General features: G+C 67.0%; 19 protein-coding genes. 10 read left to right on the top strand and 9 right to left on the bottom strand.

Annotated elements, in window-relative coordinates; genetic code table 11:
- The first annotated feature begins 41 nt into the window (after window positions 1–41).
- Both IBX22_RS16555 and IBX22_RS16550 read left to right on the top strand, forming a co-directional pair.
- Window positions 42–923 (top strand): NAD(P)-dependent oxidoreductase, encoded by an 882-nt coding sequence (locus tag IBX22_RS16555; RefSeq protein WP_194816453.1) that lies wholly within the window; start codon window positions 42–44, stop codon window positions 921–923.
- Window positions 920–1,792, top strand: a complete 873-nt coding sequence (locus tag IBX22_RS16550; protein ID WP_194816452.1) for an NAD(P)-dependent oxidoreductase — start codon at window positions 920–922, stop codon at window positions 1,790–1,792. The genes IBX22_RS16555 and IBX22_RS16550 overlap by 4 nt, the downstream gene beginning before the upstream one ends.
- Here the strand turns inward: IBX22_RS16550 and IBX22_RS16545 are convergent.
- Genes IBX22_RS16545 through IBX22_RS16535 form a run of 3 tightly spaced genes read right to left on the bottom strand, consistent with a single transcriptional unit; the run spans window position 1,784 to window position 3,793 of the window.
- Window positions 1,784–2,026, bottom strand: coding sequence for a helix-turn-helix transcriptional regulator (locus IBX22_RS16545; protein ID WP_194816451.1), 243 nt, complete (start codon window positions 2,024–2,026; stop codon window positions 1,784–1,786). The two genes, IBX22_RS16550 and IBX22_RS16545, sit on opposite strands and share 9 nt — an antisense overlap.
- Entirely contained in the window at window positions 2,016–2,867 is an 852-nt protein-coding gene (locus IBX22_RS16540; RefSeq protein WP_194816450.1) for an ABC transporter permease, read from the bottom strand. Before IBX22_RS16540 ends, IBX22_RS16545 begins: the two co-directional genes overlap by 11 nt.
- Window positions 2,864–3,793: an ABC transporter ATP-binding protein gene (locus IBX22_RS16535; protein ID WP_194816449.1), complete on the bottom strand. Its 930-nt coding sequence runs from the start codon at window positions 3,791–3,793 to the stop codon at window positions 2,864–2,866. The genes IBX22_RS16540 and IBX22_RS16535 overlap by 4 nt, the downstream gene beginning before the upstream one ends.
- A 177-nt stretch (window positions 3,794–3,970) precedes the next feature.
- Between IBX22_RS16535 and IBX22_RS16530 the strand changes: the two genes are divergently transcribed.
- Window positions 3,971–4,417, top strand: coding sequence for a nitroreductase/quinone reductase family protein (locus tag IBX22_RS16530; RefSeq protein ID WP_194816448.1), 447 nt, complete (start codon window positions 3,971–3,973; stop codon window positions 4,415–4,417).
- 21 nt (window positions 4,418–4,438) lie between these two features.
- On the opposite strand, the gene aroQ is transcribed toward IBX22_RS16530, so the two are convergent.
- Window positions 4,439–4,879, bottom strand: a complete 441-nt coding sequence (gene aroQ, locus IBX22_RS16525; RefSeq protein WP_194816447.1) for a type II 3-dehydroquinate dehydratase — start codon at window positions 4,877–4,879, stop codon at window positions 4,439–4,441.
- A gap of 15 nt (window positions 4,880–4,894) precedes the next feature.
- Complete coding sequence (locus tag IBX22_RS16520; RefSeq protein WP_194816446.1) at window positions 4,895–5,506, bottom strand: hypothetical protein; 612 nt, start codon at window positions 5,504–5,506, stop codon at window positions 4,895–4,897.
- A 396-nt stretch (window positions 5,507–5,902) separates the two neighbouring features.
- Here IBX22_RS16520 and IBX22_RS16515 point away from each other — a divergent pair, with 396 nt between their 5' ends.
- The gene (locus IBX22_RS16515; RefSeq protein ID WP_194816445.1) at window positions 5,903–7,582 is read left to right on the top strand and encodes an NTF2-like N-terminal transpeptidase domain-containing protein; all 1,680 of its coding nucleotides are present in this window, start codon (window positions 5,903–5,905) and stop codon (window positions 7,580–7,582) included.
- Between the two features lies 1 nt (window position 7,583).
- Here the strand turns inward: IBX22_RS16515 and IBX22_RS16510 are convergent, their stop codons facing one another.
- From IBX22_RS16510 to IBX22_RS16500, 3 genes are read right to left on the bottom strand one after another with little or no spacing between them, the layout of a single operon-like run.
- On the bottom strand, window positions 7,584–7,952 hold the full coding sequence (locus IBX22_RS16510; protein WP_194816444.1) for a DUF3054 domain-containing protein: 369 nt from the start codon (window positions 7,950–7,952) through the stop codon (window positions 7,584–7,586).
- A gap of 29 nt (window positions 7,953–7,981) precedes the next feature.
- Complete coding sequence (locus tag IBX22_RS16505) at window positions 7,982–9,052, bottom strand: YbhN family protein (protein ID WP_309234642.1); 1,071 nt, start codon at window positions 9,050–9,052, stop codon at window positions 7,982–7,984.
- Between the two features lie 4 nt (window positions 9,053–9,056).
- Entirely contained in the window at window positions 9,057–10,631 is a 1,575-nt protein-coding gene (locus IBX22_RS16500; protein WP_375540268.1) for an adenylate/guanylate cyclase domain-containing protein, read from the bottom strand.
- A 127-nt stretch (window positions 10,632–10,758) separates the two neighbouring features.
- On the opposite strand from IBX22_RS16500, the gene IBX22_RS16495 reads away from it, so the two are divergent.
- The 5 genes from IBX22_RS16495 to IBX22_RS16475 all read left to right on the top strand — a co-directional run bounded on the left by IBX22_RS16495 (window position 10,759) and on the right by IBX22_RS16475 (window position 15,466).
- Window positions 10,759–12,015: an AI-2E family transporter gene (locus tag IBX22_RS16495; protein WP_309234641.1), complete on the top strand. Its 1,257-nt coding sequence runs from the start codon at window positions 10,759–10,761 to the stop codon at window positions 12,013–12,015.
- On the top strand, window positions 11,993–13,171 hold the full coding sequence (gene macS / locus IBX22_RS16490; RefSeq protein ID WP_194816443.1) for a MacS family sensor histidine kinase: 1,179 nt from the start codon (window positions 11,993–11,995) through the stop codon (window positions 13,169–13,171). Before IBX22_RS16495 ends, macS begins: the two co-directional genes overlap by 23 nt.
- A gap of 212 nt (window positions 13,172–13,383) precedes the next feature.
- Window positions 13,384–14,043 (top strand): response regulator transcription factor, encoded by a 660-nt coding sequence (locus tag IBX22_RS16485; RefSeq protein WP_194816442.1) that lies wholly within the window; start codon window positions 13,384–13,386, stop codon window positions 14,041–14,043.
- Window positions 14,044–14,171: 128 nt separating this feature from the next.
- On the top strand, window positions 14,172–14,813 hold the full coding sequence (locus tag IBX22_RS16480; protein WP_194817733.1) for a DUF1707 domain-containing protein: 642 nt from the start codon (window positions 14,172–14,174) through the stop codon (window positions 14,811–14,813).
- Between the two features lie 53 nt (window positions 14,814–14,866).
- Complete coding sequence (locus IBX22_RS16475) at window positions 14,867–15,466, top strand: Uma2 family endonuclease (RefSeq protein WP_194816441.1); 600 nt, start codon at window positions 14,867–14,869, stop codon at window positions 15,464–15,466.
- Window positions 15,467–15,516: 50 nt separating this feature from the next.
- On the opposite strand, the gene IBX22_RS16470 is transcribed toward IBX22_RS16475, so the two are convergent.
- Entirely contained in the window at window positions 15,517–16,707 is a 1,191-nt protein-coding gene (locus IBX22_RS16470) for a helix-turn-helix domain-containing protein (RefSeq protein ID WP_194816440.1), read from the bottom strand.
- Window positions 16,708–16,994: 287 nt separating this feature from the next.
- On the opposite strand from IBX22_RS16470, the gene IBX22_RS16465 reads away from it, so the two are divergent.
- Window positions 16,995–17,453, top strand: a complete 459-nt coding sequence (locus IBX22_RS16465; RefSeq protein ID WP_194817732.1) for a hypothetical protein — start codon at window positions 16,995–16,997, stop codon at window positions 17,451–17,453.
- Window positions 17,454–17,592 lie beyond the last annotated feature (139 nt).

The following is a 17,592-nucleotide window of genomic DNA, read 5'->3' as shown; positions in this document are numbered from 1 at the left end:
TCGGTTCAAGCAATCCAGCGAACAACCGAAGGGGACACACAATGTCCGAGCAGACCACCACACGCTCCGTTTCCGTAGTCGGGCTCGGCCCGATGGGCCAGGCCATGGTCCAGGCCTTCTTGAAGGCCGGGGTCGAGGTGACGGTGTGGAATCGCAGCACCGGCAAGGTCGACGCCATGGTCGCCTTGGGTGCCAAGCGGGCGGCGACCGTCGCCGAAGCGCTGGACGCCAACGAGGTCACGGTCCTGAGCCTCACCCACTACGCCGCCATGTACGACGTATTCGGCCAGGCACTGGATCACTTGCCCGGCAAGGTGATCGCCAACCTCTCCTCGGATTCCCCGGAAAAGGCGCGAGAAGGTGGGGCCTGGGTTCGGTCGCACGGCGCGGAATTCATTTCCGGCGGGGTGATGTCCGCCGGTGATGTGATCGATCATCCCGCGGCGTACATCTTCTACAGTGGCCCGAAGGACGTTTTCGACGCACACGCCGCGCTGCTGCGTCCGCTGAGCCCGCAGGAGTACCTCGGCCTCGACGACGGCCTGGCCCAGGTCTTCTACCAGGCGCTGCTGATCACCTTCCACCCCTGGCTGATCGCCTTCGACCAGGCGCTGGCGACCATCGCCAACGCCGGCCACGACATCGAGCAGTTCCTGCCCTTCGCGCAGCGTTCCAGCGCGGCCTACCCGCACTTCATGGAGGTCTCGGTGGACGCGGTGAAGACGGGCGGCTGGGGCGACTTGGCCTCGTTCAAGATGATGGACGCGGGCGCTCAGCACATCATCGATGCCAGCACGGAGGTCGGCGTCGACCCGGTGTTCTCCAACGCCGCACAGGCGTTGTGGCGCAAGGCGGTTACCGCTACCGAGGAAACCGGCAAGCCGGTGTCGATCTACCAACTGCTGGGCGGTCGTACGGCATGACTCGCGCGATCTCTCTGATCGGCCTGGGCCCGATGGGCCAGGCGATGGTCAAGGAGTTGCGCACCGCCGGTGTCGAGGTGACCGTCTGGAACCGCACCGCCGAAAAGGCCGAAGCCATGGTCGAATTCGGTGCGCGCCGGGTCGAGACGGTCGCCGAGGCGCTGGCCGCGTCCGAGGTGACCGTTCTCAGCCTGACCCATTACGCGGCCATGTACGACGTGCTCGCCCCGGCCGCGGCGCATTTGGCGGGCAAGGTGATCGTCAATCTGTCCTCCGATTCCCCGGCCGCCACCCGCGCGGGCGCGGCCTGGGTCCGCTCGCACGGCGCCGAGTTCCTCTGCGGCGGCGTCATGGCGCAGAGCGACGGCTTGGCCCTGCCCTCGTCCTATCTCTTCTACAGCGGCCCCCGGGAGGTATTCGACAAGCATCGAGATCTGCTGCGCCCCATCGGTTCCCAGGAATACCTGGGCACCGAAGACGGTCTCGCCCAGCTCTACTACCAGGCGGTGCTGACCGTCTTCCTGCCCTGGCTCCTCGGTTTCGAACAGGCTCTGGCCACCATCGACGGCTCCGGAGAAGACATCGCCCGCTTCCTGCCCTACGCCCAGCGGGCATTGAACGGAGCGGACGACTTCTACGCGGGCATGGCCGCAGCTGCCCAGGCCGGCGGCTGGGGTGACCTGGCCGCCCTGCGCATGATGGCCGCGGGTGCCGAGCACGTCATCGCGACCGGCACCGCGGCGGGCATCGACACCTCCCTCACAGAAGTCGTGAAGACCTTCTGGCACAGGGCAATCGCCGCCAGCGAAGCCTCCGGCCAAGCGGTCCCCACCTACGACCTGATCCGAAATCCGCGCGCCTCAAGCTGATTCGGTGGCCGACCCGAGGCGCGGGAATGGGTTGGTGGAGAAGATGACCTCCACCGTCACCTCGAAGTAGGACGCGATGCGCAGCGCCAGGTGCAGGCTGGGGCTGTACTCACCCCGCTCCAGATAGCCGACCGTCTGATAGTGCACGCCGAGCGCGTCGGCCAGTTCGCGCCGGGAGATCCCGCGCTCGGCGCGCAGCATCGCGATCCGGTTGTAGATGACTTCAGTAGGCACGCTGCATCGCTTTCTGCCGGCGCTCGGCCACCACGGAACCCGATTCGCGGCGGGCCATGCGGCGCAACACGATCGGGGCGATCAGCAGCCCGAGGGCTGCCCAAACTCCCAGCACGGCAGCGGTTTCCAGATGCCGCCAGGACTGATTGATCTCGATGGCGGCGGCGTCGGCGGGCAGCAGCGCCGAGCGCATACCGAGGCCGAGCCAGTAGATCGGGAACACCTGGGCCACGCCCTGCAACCAGCCGGGCAGGGCGGTGATCGGGTAGAAGATCCCCGAGATCCCGACCAGCCCCATCAGCGGCATGGACAGGAAGAACATGCCGGTCGCGCTTTCGAAGAAGGAACCGATGATCGCCCCGGCCGGCAACACCGCGAGCAGGCCGAGGGCGATCACCCAGATCAGGGTGAGCCAGCGGCCCAGGCTGTCCAGCGAGATACCGCCGACGACCACCAGGCCGATGCCGAGCACCCCGGCCACCTGTGCGAGCACCATGGCCGCGGTGGCGGCGAGCTTGCCGATCAGATAGCCGACCATGCCGTTCGGAATCGCCTTGGCGCGCAGCAAGGTTCCGTCCTCGCGGTCCAGCAGCAGGTAGTTGGCGATGCCGTAGAACCCGTTGAACGCGATGAGGGAACCGGCCACGCTCGGCAGTGCCAGAGCGCCGAGTTTCAGCCCGGTGGCCTCGAACGACCCGTTCCGCATGAAGTACAGCGCGATCAGAGTGAGGGCCGGGAAGAAGATCAGGCCGATCAGGTCTTCGACGTTGGTGAACAGGTTCCGTGTCTCGACCGCGGCGCGACGACCGCCCGCGCGGACCGCGACCATGGTGGCGTTCATCGTTTTACCTCCTCCAGGGTGTGTACCTCGGTCTCGAATTCGCCGGATTCGAACCGCCGCACCAGTGTCATATAGGTGTCCTCGAGCGAGGCGCGCCGCACCTCCAACTCGCCGATCTCGTCGCCGTGCTGTTTGAACAACTCGTAGACATACTCGGTGGACTCGGTGGTGGTGTGCACGAAACGCTGACCGCCGCGGGTCCAGCGGATTTCGGCTTCGCCCGCGATGCGGCGGGATAGCTCGTCGGCCGTGCCGTCGGCGATGATGCGGCCGCCCGCCAGGATCAGGATCTTGTCGGCCAGCTTCTCGGCCTCGTCCAGATCGTGGGTGGTGAGCAGCACGGTGGTCTGCTGGTCGTCGGCGAGACGGTGGATCAGGTCGTGGAATTCGCGGCGGGCCTCCGGGTCGAAGCCGGCGGTGGGCTCGTCCAGGAACAGCACTTCGGGGCGGCCGACGATGCCGATGGCGACGTCGAGGCGGCGGCGCTGGCCGCCGGAGAGCGTCTTGATCTTGGCTCCGGCCTGATCGGTGAGCCCGACCAGTTTCAGGAGTTCGTCTGTGTCCCAGGGCCTTCGGACTTCTTCGGTGCTGTAGGGCAGGTAGAACGACCCGAGATTGTCGAGCAGTTCGCGTACCCGCCATTTGCCGTGGTCCCGCCAGGATTGCAGGACGACGCCGACGCGCGCCCGCCACCGCTCGTCACCGTCGGCGGGGTCGACGCCGAGCACCGAAACCCGCCCCGCCGACCGCATCCGGAACCCTTCCAGGATCTCGATCGTGGTGGTCTTGCCCGCCCCGTTCGGGCCGAGCAGGATCACCACCTCCCCCCGGCGCGCTTGGAAGGTCACCTCATGCAAGACATCGGTGCTGCCGTATCGCATGCGCAGCCGTTCGACATCCAGCACTACGCCCTCACCCACGGTCATAGCGTCCCTCCCTGTTGTGGGTTGATGATTATTCGTAGCATAGCTACTACATTTCGCCGCCACAATGCACTGTGACCAGCGCCTTCGAAGAAAGCGAGAGCACTGCTCTTGACTGCAATGGCGACTCCGTGGAACACTGTTCACAACAGAGAGCAGTGCTCACAAATAGGAGTCGAGATGAACGCCAGCACCCGCTACATCGCCCCCACCGGCCTCGAGCCGATGATGAACCGGTTCTTCAACCTGCTGCCGAAACTCGGTATCAGCATCATGAATTCGCGTGAGCTCGCCGTCCGCGGCCGCAAGAGCGGGGAATGGCGGACCACCATGGTGAACCTGATGGTCGACACCGACGGCGCGCGCTACCTGGTCGCGCCGCGGGGGCAGACGCAGTGGGTGAAGAACCTGCGCGTCGCCGGCGACGGCGAGCTGCGCCTGGGCCGCAAGACCGAGGCGTTCACCGCCACCGAGGTCCCCGACACCGACAAGGTGCCGCTGTTGCGCATGTACCTGAAGAAGTGGGGCTGGGAGGTCGGCCGGTTCTTCGAGGGCATCACCAAGGACGCGACGGATGCCGAATTGGCCGCCATCGCACCGGGATTCCCGGTCTTCCGGATCAGCTGAGCAGGGCGAGGGCCGCTCGGGTCAAGCCCGGGTGGCGAGGAATTCGATGGCCGCCGCGTACCCCTGGATGCCCATGCCCGCGATGACCGCGGTCGCGATCGGCGAGACGAAGGAGTGGTGCCGGAACTCCTCGCGCGCGTGCACATTGCTGATGTGCACCTCCACGATCGGCACCTCCGGAATCACCAGCGCGTCGCGCAATGCGACCGAGGTGTGGGTGAGCCCGCCCGGATTGATCACGATCGCGGATTCCGCGCCCCGGGCCTGGTGGATCCGATCGATCAGCGCGCCTTCGGAATTGGATTGGAACGCGACGACCTGCCGCCCGAACCGCGCCGCCGTCTGCTCGCACAGTGCGACCACGTCGTCGAGCGTGGCCGCACCGTACACCTCGGGCTGGCGGGTGCCGAGCATGTTCAGGTTCGGACCGTTGAGCACCAGGATCGGACCGTCGGAAGGCATACGCCTCACCCTAGTTCAGAGGCCCTGCGGACCCTCCGCGCGCAGGTCGTCGACCTTGCGCATGGCCGAGCGCAATTCCTCGAGCCATTCCTCGGCGTGCTTGCCCGCGAGTTTCACCGTCCAGGCCAGCGCGTCGGAGCGGGACCGGGCCACTCCGGAGTCGACGAGGGTGTCCAGCACCTTGCGTTCGGGCTGACGCAGCCGCGTCATCACGGGCACCGACATGTTGGTGAAGGTGAACCGCTCGCCGTCGACCGAAACGCCCCACGCCACATTGCGCCCGTAGCGGTGCTGCGCCTCGCCGGCGATCTGCATCCGCGCCGGCCGGGTCGATTCCCGGAACCGCGAGATGGCCCCTTCCTTGGTGGCCTGCGGAACCTCGTCGGCAGGCGCCTCCGCGTCCACCTCCGAATCCTTCGTGAGCGTGGTCTTCTCGACCTTCGGCATCGGCAGCTCGCCGATCACCACAATTTCGTCCCGATCGATCTCGATGACGGGCGGCCCGGTGAACCAGTCACTGGGCAAACGACCGGCGAACCAGTCCGGAACGTCCGCTGGGTCGGGGAGATCGGCCTGCTGCCAACCGCCGGGCTTACCGAAACCACGTCCCCGGTGTTCGTGCCGCATGGGGAGTCACCTTCTTCTGACCGGGCGCTGTCGGAAGGCCTTCAGCGCTGAAGTGTTTCATTGATTACAACATTACGTCGCAATCCAGGCATCGGGTTCTGCTTCCGGTGAACAGGTTTCGAGGGGGGTACACATAGGGGCAGTCGCCCCGGCCAGACCGAAACGCCGAGGTTCTCTCGAACCGCTAGACTTCGCGTTCCGGCCGGTACCGTGGCGGCGCCAGTTATCGCCTTGTGACTGGACACCGTTCATGATCGGCCCATCCGAACCGAGAATTCGGGCACAATTGGATGCTGAGCGTGGGTAACGTCCGGCAGTCGCCAGGCGGGCGCCGGCAAGTTTCTGTCAGGTACGGTGATCTTGTTACTGGAGTGACAAGAGTGAAGAGTGGGCGACATGGATGTGTGGGGATCCCGCCGCTTTCGCGTCCGGGGCGCATTGGCACTCGCGGGGGTGGCGGCTGTAGTACTGGGCACGGTCTCGTGCGCTGAAGAGCAGACGCCGAACGAACCCGAGGCCGTTGTCGACCGCTTCACCGACCTGCTCGACGACCAGAACTACAGCAAGGCAGCGCAACTCACCTCCTACCCCACGGCCGCTTCGGCAACGCTGAAGCAAATGTTCGAGGGGCTGCAGCCGGGCAAGGCCGACTACGCGAAGTCCCAGTTCATCAACCTGGGTTCCAGCGAGGGCATTTTCAGCCTGGACGCCAATTGGAACTTCGGGGACAAGAAGGACTGGAAGTACAGCCTGCAGGGCACCGTGCGCAAGCTCGCCATCGGCTGGCGGATCTCCTGGGAACCCAGCCTGGTCATGCCGCAGCTGCAGAACAACCGCACCGTGAAACTGACGCGCACCCACCCGGCGCCCGCGCCCAAGGTCCTCGACCTGGTCGGCGCGCCGCTCATGCACGAGCAGCCGATCAACGTCATCAAGCTCGACCCGGCCAAGATGACCGACCCGCCCGCCTCGGCGCATGCGCTGGCCAAGGCCATCGAACCGGTCGCGCCGCTGATCACCGGTGACTCTCTGCTGCAGCAGCTCTCGTCCTCGCAGGGCAAGCCCGTCGTCGCGGTGAACTTGCGCGAGCCCGACTTCGAGATCCTGGAACCGCGGATGGCGCCGATCCCCGGGGTGGTGATGGAGAAGCAGCAGCGGCTCATCTCCTCCGACCGCCGAGTCTGGTCGCCCATGCTGGACGCGCTGCGCAAGGTGCAGCAGGACAGCCAGGAACAGCACTCCGGCTGGGGCGTGCAGATCTTCGAGCAGGACGGCAAGTTCGTGACCCAGGTGGCCGGGGTGCAGGGCCCGCCCGGCCCGGACATCGCCTCGACCATGGATCAGCGGTTACAGCGCGCGGCCGAGGACGCGGTGGTCAGCGTGGGCGCGCCCGCGTCGATCGTGGCGATCCAGCCGTCCAGCGGCGCGGTGGTCGCGGTCGCGCAGAACAGCCAGGCCAGCGCGCACGGGCCGGTCGCGTTCACCGGGCTGTACCCGGTCGGCGGCAACATCGAACTGTTCCGGGCCATCGCCGCGGTGAGCAAGAACAAGGCGCCGCAGGACATCACGGTGCCGGAAGCGGCCGAGGCGGCGAGCCGGTTGGGTATCGGTATCGACTATCAGGTGCCCGGTCTGGACGAGGTCACCGGGCGTTTGGCTATCGCGGGCCGCAGCGCCGAACAGGTCAAGCAGGGCGGCGGCTCGGACGCGGTGCTGGCCAGCCCGTTCGGCATGGCGATCGCCGCGGCCGCGATCGCGCGCGGGGAGGTGCCCGCGCCGATGATCGAGTCCGGTAAGCCCAGCGCCACCGACGCGAAACTCGAACCGCTGCACGGGCCCATCGCCGATCGGCTGCGCACCATGTTGCGCGACGGCGCCGGGGCGCCCGAGATGGCGAGTCTGCGGGCGTATCACGATGTCACGGGCTACGCGGTGCGGGCGGGCTCGGACGGCTGGCTCATCGCGACCATGGGTGACCTGGCCTTCGCCGTCCACATCAACAACGTGGACAGCGGGGATATGACGGCGAAGATGGCCGCCCGCATGTTGCAGTCGCTGGCCTCGCCCGAAGCCTGAGTCAGTTCAACGCGCGGACGGCCGCGCGCCAGCCGAGCAGGAACAGCGCGAGCACGGTGGCCGCGACGATGACGAAACTGAGCGCCGTGCCCTGCCCGCCGATCACCCGCAGCAGCATGCCGCCGCCGAGCGTCCCCAGCCACACCAGGATTCCGGTGGGCCACAGCGCGGTTCCGTCGAATCGGGCGCCGTCCAGGATCCGGCCGGCCACGACGTAAGCCACCGCCCACCCGATCGCCAGTCCGATCGCGAACGGCCACAACGTCTTCAGCAGGCCGGTCAGGACCGCCTCGTCGTGGCTGCGCCGCCCGATGACACAGAACAGGATCACCAGCAGTAGATCAACCACCAATGGCACCAGTTTCTTCACCCGCGCCAGGGTAGTGGGCCCCTTCACGGTCATTGAAGGCGGCGCTGCTCGAATTCCTTCTCGAACTCGGCGTCGTCGGCCTGCGGGGTGCGGAACAGGAACGCGAACACGATCCAGCCGGCGATCGCGACCAAGATGAAGCTGACGAGGCGGTAGACGAAGGCGGCGGCGACAGCTTGCGCGGCGGGCAGGCCCGCGGCGACGGTGAGGCTGTAGATCAGGGTCGCGTCGACGTAGACGATGCCGCCGGGCGCGAAGGGAATGGAGCCCACGGCTTTTCCGGCGGTGAACGCGAGCAGCAGTCCGGCCCAGCGGGGGTCGGCGCCGACCGCGTAGCAGGCCGCGCCGAGACAGGCCACGTCCGCGAGCCGGTGCGTCAGCGCCCAGACCCCGACCCACATACCGTCGCGTTTACGCAGGTCCACCGATTCCAGCTGACCCAGAACCTCACTGACCTTGTCCATGCCCTGATCTGCCGGACGCTTGCGTAACCGGTTTGCGATGCCGAGTAGCCGACGTAGTACTGCTTCCAGTCCGCCCGGGTGTTTCGCGACGTAGTTGCCCGCCCAGATCAGCGCGACCACACCGGCGAGTGAGAGGATCAGCTTGAACGGGCCGATGGTGTTGCCGACCAGGAGCGCGCCGCCCACGCCGAGCAGCGCCAGACCAGCGGTTGCGACGACTCCGGAGATCACCAATTGCCACGAGGCAACGATCGGGCTGGCGCCCCAGCGGCGCATCTGCCGATACGTGAAGGCTGTGGAAAAGACCTGGCCAGCGGGCAATGTCACCGACATGGCGGTGGCGCCGTAGACAACGGCGACCGAGCGGCGCTGCGAGACCTGCACTCCGCCGGCGCGAAGTAATTGTTTCTGCAGCCGGCCGAATCCGCTCATGGAAACTGTTTGCAATGCGATACAGAGGACGAACCAGCCCCAATGGATTTCGCTGAGACTTTGCCAGGATTCGTGTAGCCGCGGCCATAGATACACGGCTTCGGCGACCAGCACGGCGACCAGAGCGAGCCCGAGCGCCCATTTAAGCCATCTGAATCTGCCACTGAATCTGCCACGTCTCGGGGGAGCAGCGGGCTGATTCACGAAGTCAGCCTAACGAACCGGCCTTTTCGCTGTCTGCATCGGCGTTCGGCAGGTCGGACTCTTTCGGCCAGGCAAGACGCGTTTTCCGGCGTCGCCCGCGCAGCTGCACTTCGTCGCCGGAGACCCAAAAGTCCTGCTCACTTTCATCGGCGAAATACAGCGCGCTGCCCGAAGTGAGCACTCGGCCGGGTTGGTCTTTGGCCAGTTCGGTCAGTCGTGAAGCCTCATTGACCGGATCGCCGATCACGGTGTATTCGAAACGATTCGCCGCGCCGATATTTCCCGCGACCGCGAGCCCGGCGGAAACGCCGATACCGATATCGAGTCCGGGGACCTCGCGGAGTGCTTCGCGCAGTTCGCGGGCGGCGGCCAAGGCCGCGGTCGGCGCGTCGGGACGATCCAGCGGCGCGCCGAAAATGGCCAGCGCGGCATCGCCGACGAACTTGTTGACGAACCCGTGATGCCGGTCGATCACGTCGACGACGATCCGGAAGAATTCGTTGAGCAGGCTCACCACCTCGGTCGGCGGGCGCTCGGCGGCCGTCGCGGTGGACCCGACCATATCGACGAAGAGCACCGCGACGAACCTGGTCTCACCGCCGAGCTCGGTGCCGTAATCCAGGGCGCGCTGCGCCACTTCCTCGCCGACGTGCTGGCCGAACAGCTCCTGCAACTGCCGGCGTTTGGCGGCCTCCTCCATCATCCGGTTGAAACCGACCTGCAGCAGGCCGATCTCGGAGCCGTCGAAGACCTCCACCTGCACGTCGCGCGCGCCCTCCTGCACCCTGTTGATGGCTTGGGACAGCTGGCGCACCGGGTCGGTGATGCTGGAACCGGTCAGCATGGACAACGCCAGCGCCTGCATGATCACCACGCCCGAGAGCAGCAGGATCGAGATGGCCAGCGACTGCGCCGAGAACTTCACGTCCGAGGTGATCTGGGTGACGCACAGCAGCACGATCGCGATGGTCGGCGCGAAAGTGCCCATGCCCCAGGTCATCGCCATCCGGGTGCCGACACCCGGGGTCAGCGTGTGGTCGAAGGTGCCCTCGGTGAGCGCCTGTGCCGCGACCGGGCGCAGGATCCGTTCGCCGAGCATGTAGGTGAAGCCGAACACGATGGTGGCGGCCATACACAGGGTGACGATCACCGCGCCCGCCAGCTCGGGCGACTTCGAAATGATCAAGGTGGCCAGTACCGCGCCGCAGATCAGCCACAGCGCCAGATGCACGATCGCCTGCCGCAGCGGCGCGTGCAGCGCGGCCATCTGCTCCTGGCGGCTCGGCGGGCCGCCACGCACCTGCCAGCGCATCACCGGGCGCAGCATCAGCGCGGACGCCAGGAGGCTGAGCATGCCACCGGTGATGAACACCAGGCCGGGCACGAGCAGGCCGGTGCGCCGGACGCCGGTCGGCTCGCCTTCGGGAACCGGCAGACCGTACTGGATGAACGCCCAGACCAGCACCGCGCCGAAGGCGTTGGCCAGCAGCATCGAGGCCAGGTACAGCGGCCAGCGTGTTCGCATGGTCTGCTTGACCGCTTGCAGTGCGGGATTCGCGCCGTTCGCGACGCTGTCCATGGTCACGCTGCGCTACCTCCTCCCGGCGCCGAGCTCGCGGCGCAGGGGCGCCGACACGTCCACCAATCTATCGTTTCGATCATGTGGACACCCGCTCGAGTCGGCTGCTCCCATTAGGCTCGGTGCGGTGACGGACCAGAAGCAGACCCCAGCCTCGTCGTCGCGCGCGACCGCCGCCGACGCGGTGCATCCGCTGGTCCGGCAGTCGGCGGAGTGGGCCTGGCGGTTGCTGGTGATCACCGCGGCGCTCTGGGTGCTCGCGGCGATCGTGCAGCGGCTCGCGACCGTGATAATTCCGCTGGCCATCGCGCTGCTCGCGGCGGGTTTGCTGGCGCCGCTGGTCGATTGGCTGCAGCGGCTCGGCGTGCCACGCGCGCTGGGCGTGTTCGTCGCGCTGATCGGGTCGCTCGGTGTGGTCGCGGGAATCATGACCTTCGTGGTGGAGCAGTTCGTCGCGGGCCTGCCGAAGCTGACCGACGAATTCACCCAGAGCATCAAGAAGGTGCAGGACTGGCTGACCAACGGGCCGCCGCACCTGAGCAACGAGCAGATCCGCAACGCGGGCGACACCATCGTCAAGACGATCCAGTCCAATCAGGACAGCCTCACCAGCGGGGCGCTGACCACCGCGACGGTGATCGGGCACATCCTGACCGGCACCTTCCTGACGCTGTTCATCCTGATCTTCTTCTTGTACGGCGGCGACCAGATCTGGAATTTCGTCACCCGGATCGTGCCGCGGACGCACCGGGAACGGGTCCGGGTGGCGGGGCAACTCGGCTTCGGGACGCTGGTCGGGTTCGTGCGCGCCACCGTGGTGGTGGCCGCGGTCGACGCCATCGGTATCGGCGCGGGCCTGGCGATCCTCGGCGTGCCGCTGGCGCTGCCGCTGGCATCGCTGGTGTTCATCAGCGCGTTCGTGCCGATCATCGGTGCGTTCCTGGCCGGGTTCGTCGCGGTGTTCATCGCCCTGATGACCAAGGGCCTGGTGACGGCGCTGATCGTGCTCGGCATCATCATCGCGGTGATGCAGCTGGAAGGGCATGTGCTGCAACCACTCCTGCTCGGCCGCGCGGTGAGCATCCATCCGCTGGCGGTGGTGCTGGCGATCACCGCCGGCGTGGTGATCGGCGGTATCGCGGGTGGTCTGCTGGCCGTGCCGTTCGTGGCGGTGATGAATACCGCGATCCGGTCACTGCTGGCCGGGAGTCCGGAGGAAGCGTTCCAAGACATAAGGCCGGACTCCGGGCGGCTGTATTCGGCCGCCCCGGACCGGCCCGACCCGGACCGATTCGATGTGACCGCCACACTCATCAACGAGGAAGAGCGGGCCGACAGCCCGCTACGAACCGGGGATTCGGATGACGTGGAACGCGACCGCTGAACAGAGCGCCGCTGAACTGAACCCGACCGAGGCGGCGACCGCGCCGCTGTGGCGGGCCGTGCAGGCGTTCCGGTTGGTGACGTTGCTGTACGCGATCGGGCAGCAGGTCGCGTCCGTGCAGTACTACGACAATCAGCGGTTGAGCTGGGTGTTCATCGCGCTGATGGTGGTGTGGTCCGGCGCCTCGGCGTTCCTGCTCTCGCACTGGTGGGTGGCGACCGTCGCCCGCGTGCGGCTGTGGGTGGTGCTCGGCGACCACATCGTGGTGATCCTGTTGATCGCCGCCACCCGGCTGGTCGCCGATTACGACTGGTACCACGGGCATCAGACGCTGCCGACCACGCTGTGGGCCGCGAACGCGGTGATCTCGGCGGCGCTGCTGCGCGGGCCGGTGCTCGGAATCGCCTCCGGCGTCCTGATTTCCATCGTGATCATCACCGTGCGGGAGCAGTGGGGCCAGGACGTGTGGACCGATGCGACCCTGCCGGTGCTGGTCTCGGTCGGGCTCGCCCTGGGGTTGGCGGCCAATACCGCGCGGCGGGCGCAGGAGCAGTTACAGAAGGCGGTGCGGTTGACCGCCGCCGCCGAAGAACGCGAGCGACTGTCTCGCGAAGTGCACGACGGTGTGCTGCAGGTGCTCAGCTACATCAAGCGGCGTGGCACCCAAATCGGCGGTCCCACCGAGGAATTGGCGGAGCGGGCCGGGGAGCAGGAGGTGGCGCTGCGGGTGCTGATCTCCGAGCAAGGGGCGCGCGGCGACGCCGGCGGGGCCGAGGTGGATCTGCGGTCGCTGTTGACCGTGCACGCGAAACCGACGGTGTTCGTGTCCACCCCGGGTGATCCGGTCCTGGTCGGCCGGTGGGCGGCGAACGAGATCGCCGCGGTGGTGGCCAACGCCCTGTCCAATGTGGAGCTGCACGCCGGGCCCGGTGCGAAAGCCTATGTGCTGCTGGAAGATACCGGCGACGAGTTGATCGTCAGCGTGCGCGACGACGGGGTCGGGATCGCGCCCGGACGACTGGCCGAGGCGGCGGCCGAAGGACGGATGGGGGTCTCGCGCTCCATCATCGGGCGCATCGCCACCCTCGGCGGAACCGCCGAACTGCTGGCCGCCGACGACGGCACCGAATGGGAATTCCGGATTTCTCGAGGGTAGTCGGGACGAAGCCTCGCTGACGCTCGGCTTTCGTCCCGCCTACTGAGTCCGGATGGGCACCGGGGGCGCTTCGCTTCCCCGGTGCCGCACTGCTTCGGGCTTGCCTCGCTTCGCTCGGCGTTCGCCCTGAGGTACTGCAAAGCTTGGAGGGTGCAGGTGGGGGGTCTGGCAGGATCAGGGTGAGGCCCAGCTGGAGGGGATAGGAGTAGGCGATGACCGACAGTGCGGCGATCTCGGTGATGGTGGTGGATGACCATCCCATGTGGCGAGATGGTGTTTCCCGCGATCTGGCCGAGGCCGGGTTCCATGTGGCGGCCACGGCGGATGGGGTGGGCGCCGCGACGCGGCGGGCGGCGGCGGTGCAGCCTGCGGTGGTGTTGATGGATATGCAGTTGACCGACGGGAACGGGGCGCAGGCCACGGCCGAGGTGTTGCGGGTGTCGCCGCAGAGCCGGGTGCTGGTGCTGTCGGCGTCCGCGGAGCGTGATGATGTGCTCGAGGCGATCAAGGCGGGGGCCTCGGGGTATCTGGTGAAGAGCGCGTCGTCGACCGAGTTGATCGATGCGGTGCGGGCGACGGCGGCCGGGCAACCGGTGTTCACGCCGGGGCTGGCGGGGTTGGTGCTCGGCGAGTACCGGCGGATGGCGAGCGCGCCCGCCGAACCGGATGAGCCGCACCGGCCGGCGCTCACCGAACGTGAGACCGAGGTGCTGCGGATGGTGGCAAAGGGCTTGTCCGCCAAGCAGATCGCGTCCCGGCTCGGGCTGAGTCATCGGACGGTGGAGAACCACGTCCAGGCCACGCTGCGGAAACTCCAGCTGGCCAACCGGGTCGAACTCACCAGGTACGCCATCGAACAGGGTCTGGAGTAGCAGCCCGGCTGATTTGTCATCCTGAGCGGAGCGAATGATCCGGGTTTTCCCCGATGTCGATTCGTCCGCGGCTCGCTACCCTCGATGTCATGGGTGGCCCGGAAACAGTCAATGGTGCGGACGGCACGATCGGCGACCGCGAGCTGCGCGTCTCCGACGCCGAACGCGAACATGTCGGCGAACTGCTACAGCGAGCCGTCGGCCTGGGCATGCTCTCCCTCGGCGAGTTCACCGAACGGATGGACACCGCCCTCGCCGCCAAAACCCGCGGCGAACTCAACGCCGTCCTCATCGATCTTCCCGGCGTCCGCCTGATCGGCCGGCCCGCCGCCCCGCCGACCCGTTTCGTCAACGCCGCACCAGCTTTCCCCAAACCGGCCCGGCGGCCGCTGCCCGTGAACCCCGGCAACGCCATCCGCAGCCGCATGTCCGGCGTCACCCGCAAGGGCCCCTGGCAGGTCCCACCCACCCTGCACCTGAACAACTGGTTCTCGGGCATCACCCTCGATTTCACCGAGGCCATCATGTCCACCCAGATAGTCGAACTCCACGTCGACGACTACTTCGGTTCCCTCAACCTGATAGTCCCCGCCGAAGCCACCGTCGACCTCAACGCCCTCGACCTCGTCGGCTCCAGCATCAACAACAAGGTCCGCACCGGCCCACCCCTCGGCCCCCTGCACCTCGTCGTCCGCGGCCAACTCCGCTTCGGTTCGGTCACCGCAAAACACCCCTTCATCGCCCACTGGCGCAAACTCTTGGGCCACTGAGTTGACCTCCGAGGTCATGGCGGCGACGGGCTCGATGACGGTAGCCTTCGGGTATGACTGCTGCGGAACACCTAGACGGGCCGATTAAGGGCCGAATGGTGTTGCTGCCGACGCCTCCATCGGGCGGATTCACTGCGCGTGATCTGCCCCGCCTGATGGAGGTTGTCGATGGCCGGTTCGAACTGCTGGACGGTGAAGTCGTGATGATGGCGCCGTCCAACCAGTGGCACAATTTTGTCATCAAGAAGCTGTGGTTCGCGCTAGACCAGGCAGTTTCAGACCCATTCATGGCAGTGACCGAACTCGGCATAAACCTCGGGCACACGGTCCCCGAACCGGATCTTCTCGTAGTGTCCCGGTCGGCCGTTTCGGATGACTCGCTCACTTTCCACCCAGGAGATGTCCACCTGGCGGTCGAAGTCGTATCGCCGGGTACGAAGACAAAAGATCGGAAACATCGTCCCGCGCAGTACGCCGAGGCGGGCATCAAGTGCTTCTGGCGGGTGGAAAACGAGGCACGTGCGATCGTGATCTACACCTTCGAGCTGCTGCCAGAGGGCGGCGGCTACGCTCCGACCGGAGTCTTTCGGCACCGTCTCAAAGTTGATCGTCCGTGCCCGATCGATATCGAATTGCCTGACGTCACCTACTGATCGACGGCGGCCGTCCAGACAGCGAATCGTCTAGACCCCGCGGCGATCACCTACGTGTGTACTCCGAGGCGGTGGGCGAAGGCGCGCAGTGGGGTGCGGCGGTCGCTCTCGAGGAGTTCGGAGACGATGTGGCGGGGGAGGGATTGGTATTTGATCCAGTCGGGGCCGCCTACACGTTCGGCGCGGAGTAGGGCGTCGAGGGCGCGCTGCTGGTGGTTGGTGCGGGTCCAGGCGACGGCGGTGTCGGCGAGGTGGCGGGCGCGGGAGGCTTGGGGGAGGCCGATGGTGGCGGGCATTTTGTCGGCGGCGGCGAGGGCTTCGGCGTAGCGCTCGGAGGAGACGTTGACGTCGACGGTTTGCATGACGACTTGGGAAGGGCCGAAATAGGTTTCGTAGTCGCGGCGGTCGCTGCCGATGCGCAGGGCTACCTCGCCCGCGGCTTCGATCAGGGACAGCGCTTCGGGGACGTTCTGGGCGCGGCCGGCCGCGGTCGCGCCTTGCAGAACCAGGGAGCCGTAGGACGACAGGTGGGCCGGGGTGGTTTCGCCGGAGGGTTCGAGTTCGGCGGCGGCGCGCAGGGCGACGCGGCGGGACTCGTCGTAGCGGCCCTGCACCAGCAGCTGCCAGGCGACGGAACCGCGGATCGTGGCCAGCAGCAAGGGGTCCGAGCCGCGTTCTGCAGCGGTGAGGGCCTGGCGGATGGCAAGGAACGCCGGGTCGGTCTGGCCGAGATGGACCAGGGTGCAGCCGGTTACCCAATACATCCGGGCCAGTTGCTCGTTCGCCGGTGCGACGGCGCCGTTGCGGGCGGCGTGCGCGGTGGCGCGCAGTTGACTGAGCCCGGAGGGCAGGATGGTGGTGAGCAGTTCGTAGCGGCCCACCCAGTACGCGCCCCACGCGTAATCGACTGTGCGGGAAGCTTCTTCGAGGGTGATGGCGTTCTCTTCGGGCACCTCGCCGAGCAGGTCGTCGACCGGCGTGAGAGCCCGGCGGATCGCGACGATGCCGGCGTCGGGATTGCTGGAGGGCACACCGTGGCGTTTTCCGATCAGATCGGCGATGTCGACATCCAGTGCGCGCGCCAGCTTCTGGAGGCTGGCGATGGAGGCGGTCTGCCGTCCGCCCTGCTCGAGCTTGCGTACCAGGTCGACGCTGACCCCGGCCTGGTCGGCGAGCTGACGTTGCGTGAGCGCCTTGCCGCGGAAGCGCCGGATCCGCACGCCGATCGACGAATCGTCCATCTACCCAATTCCTTTGTTACATCTGTGTTTCAGGGTACGACGCTAGGTGATAGCGCTGGGTAAAAGTGGGACATTGCGTACGACTTGTTCGGCCGTGCTTCGGAATACCGTTGTGTTTCTGCAACTTTGAGAAAGCAAAGGGCGGCGGCAATGACAACCATGCCGAACACCATTTCTCGCGCCGACCGCGCGATCGGTGCACCTCTCACACGCGACACCCAGCGTCTCCCCGAACGGTTAGCTTTACCGGAGGAGGCCGCCACCGGATTCGGGGACGGGTGAGCACCATGTTCGAAAGCTGTCACTCACCACACGAAGTCGCGCACCTGCTGCGCCGCCGCTTCGGCCTCCCGGTGCAACTCCTCGCGGGCCGTCCCATGATCACCACCGGCTCCATCCTCGGCGCCCTGGTCATGCCACCGCACCTGGGCCGCCAGGTCCTCGGCGCCCTCGACCCGACCCTGCAGACCCCGGTGGTCGCCGACCCCGGCGGCCGCAGCTGGACCTTCCTGGTCACCCCACCCAGCCCAGCCAAACCCGTGGACATCGCCGTCCGCAGTCACTTGGCCGCCCACCAGGTCACCGTCGTCCCGAGCGGCCGCTACGTCCTCCTACCCACCACCGACTCCACCCTCGGCTGGCACTGGGCCGCCGAACCCGCCCCGGGCGTCCTGCACATGCCACCCCGCTCGGCCGTCATCGAAGCCGTCCACCGAGTGATCGCGTTACCTGCCCCGACCGCGTAACGCCTACCGCTGACCGACTCCCCTGAGGCCTCGGGGGAGTCGGTCAGACAGGACCGGGAGCTCGGGAAATCGGGTAGATATCGAGTGCCCGGCGGGGGTTTCTACTCATGTTTCGGCCGGTGCCGAAGTCGAGCATTGA

The organism is Nocardia sp. XZ_19_385, from assembly GCF_015355755.1.
In the GTDB taxonomy this organism is placed as follows: Bacteria; Actinomycetota; Actinomycetes; order Mycobacteriales; family Mycobacteriaceae; genus Nocardia.
This window is presented reverse-complemented; position numbering and strand designations above follow the sequence as displayed.